Origin of the sequence: Kitasatospora sp. NPDC053057 (assembly GCF_044546945.1) — a bacterium.
Lineage (GTDB): Bacteria > Actinomycetota > Actinomycetes > Streptomycetales > Streptomycetaceae > Kitasatospora.
Genome location: NZ_JBITZP010000123.1, coordinates 1 through 2,243, shown reverse-complemented (window position 1 = coordinate 2,243; position 2,243 = coordinate 1). Strand labels below are relative to the sequence as shown.

The window sequence follows — 2,243 nt, the reverse complement described above, 5'->3', positions numbered from 1 at the left end:
TGCTGACCCAGACCCTGCGCCGCCTGGAGGACTTCGGCATCCTCGACCGCACCGTCTACCCCGCCGTCCCCCTCCACGTCGAGTACTCCCTCACCTCGCTCGGCCAGAGCGCCGCGATCCCGCTCAACCAGCTCCGCTCGTGGGTCGAGGACAACATCGACCACGCCTACCGACCCGAGCCGGTCGCGTCGTAGCAGGGCACTTCACGACACTGCCGAACCGGCTCGCGCCGCAACGCCGTCAGCGCCGTCGCGGGCCGGTACAGGGTGGGCGGGCTGCCACCATGGCCCGAGGGCGGGGCTTGAGCCGGTGATGGGGCCCGGCACGCGGGAGGTGCGTACCGGCGACCGTGCAGCCCCTATCCGCCGTGAAAGACTGCTGCCCGCCGACGCAGGCGGGCCGGTGTGACGCGTCGCGCTTCAGCCCCACTCCGACCTGTCAGCCAGGCGGCGATACCACCAGAACTCCGTGCACCACTGGCGCCGGTGCGCGAACGGGTCGGGCAGGGTGCGGCGCAAGAACACCGTATCCAGGGGCTTCACAAGCCGGCCGAGCTCGGCACGCGCCCGTTCCGGCAGCCTCTCCAGGGCATCCTCCAGCACGTCACGCGCGTGCCTGACATCGTCGAAGGAACACCCCGAGCACGAGCAGTACGACTCCTGCGGGTACAGCGGACGTCTGCCGGGTGGGTGGAGGAACTCGCGGTACCGCCGCAATGCGCGATCGGTCGCCCCCGGGTGCAGGTAGAGGCTGCCGCTCAGGTACTCGATCTGGTGCACAGCCAGGCTCGCCCTAGCGGAGAGTCCGTGAATCCGGAGCGGTGGGGTCGGACCCCAGGCACGGGAGACCGGTCGTTCAGCGCGCAGCGCGCGTGGCCGTCTACGCGGCATCGGCCTTTCGATACGTGATCACGGGAGCCATGATGCCAGGCAGGGCTGCCCTGCCGCACCCGGTTTCCGGCCTCCGTTGCTGCCCTCGCAGACCTGCGAGGGCAGCAACGGGACAGCCCTTGGTGGACCGGCTCCGCGGGGTGCTGAGGGATTGGCGGGACCGTCGAGCAGATCGCCGATGCACTGATCCGTGGCGCTCAGCCGACCGGTCCCGTCATCGCGTGCGGCTCTACCGCGGGTTCGAGCAGCGACAGCGTCCGCTGCTGCGCATCGAGGCCGACGCGGATGCCGACCGGCATCGGCAGATTCGGGCCGGCATGCCCGAACTCGACATTCCCCAGGACCGGGATGTCTCGGTCGCCGATGACGTCGAGGACGATCTCGCGCAGGGTCGGGGACGCGCCGGGCTCAAGTCCGCTGATCTCGCGCGGAACGCCCACGACCATGCCGGAGATCCGATCGAGGATGCCGCAGTGTCGCATCACCTGTAGGTAGCTCCACACGTGCGATGCCAGGCCGCCCATCTCCTCCCAGAACAGCACCGCACCGTCGAACCGTTCGAGCGGCAGCGCGTAAGGCGTCGCCTGCGCCAGCACGATGCGATTGATCACCCCGCCGATCAGCCGACCTTCGACACGACCGGGACGCCAGCACTCCCACGACGGGCTCGCAGGCAGCGCACCGATCGCCTCGGTACCGGTCAGCAACCTGGAGTAGAGCTTCTCGAGTTCCGCTTGGCGCGCCACGGGCGCAGACTGCCAGTGTCCGCCGAAGCCAGGGACGGCCATGTCGGCATGGAACCCGACCAGACCCGTGCGCGCATGGAGCACCAGATGCAGCAGCGAGATGTCGCTGTAGCCGAGGATCGGCTTGGGGTCGGCCCTGATCGCCTCGACGTCGATCAGGTCAAGGTAGCCGAGCGCCGTCTGGCCGCCGTCACTCGCGACGATCGCGCGCACCTCGGGATCACGCAGAAGACCGTTGAGCTCCCCGGCGATCTCCGCCGGCGTGGCCGCGCTCCACCAATGGCGGCGCCCTACTTCGAGCAGCGGAGCCCGACGCACGCGAAATCCCATCCGCTCGAGCACGACCACCGTCTGCTCGACGTTGGGCTCGTAAGCGGCCGGCAGCGGGCCGGACAGCGAGGCGATGACAACGAGATCTCCGGGCCTCAGGGCACGCGGTCGAAGCAGTCGAGGCAGTGCAGAACTGGTCATGGCGTCAGTGTCTCCGGCGCCATGGGCAGGGTCACGCGACTTTTCGGGCTCTCCTGCCGCATGTGTGGGTGCGCTGATCTGCGGCTGGACGTGAAACACGCCGTCCTCTGTGATCCTTGAGGTGTCGAGACTCAAG

At 69.1% G+C, this 2,243-nt stretch carries 3 protein-coding genes; 1 reads left to right on the top strand and 2 read right to left on the bottom strand.

Annotated elements, in window-relative coordinates:
• A partial coding sequence (locus ACIG5E_RS39330; protein ID WP_396542102.1) for a winged helix-turn-helix transcriptional regulator occupies positions 1-194 on the top strand: 194 nt, incomplete at its 5' end.
• Between the two features lie 225 nt (positions 195-419).
• On the opposite strand, the gene ACIG5E_RS39325 is transcribed toward ACIG5E_RS39330, so the two are convergent.
• A complete protein-coding gene (locus ACIG5E_RS39325; protein ID WP_396542100.1) occupies positions 420-779 on the bottom strand; it encodes a hypothetical protein in 360 nt (119 codons plus the stop codon).
• 308 nt (positions 780-1,087) lie between these two features.
• Positions 1,088-2,243: LD-carboxypeptidase (locus ACIG5E_RS39320; protein WP_396542098.1), on the bottom strand; the 1,156-nt coding region annotated here is incomplete at its 5' end.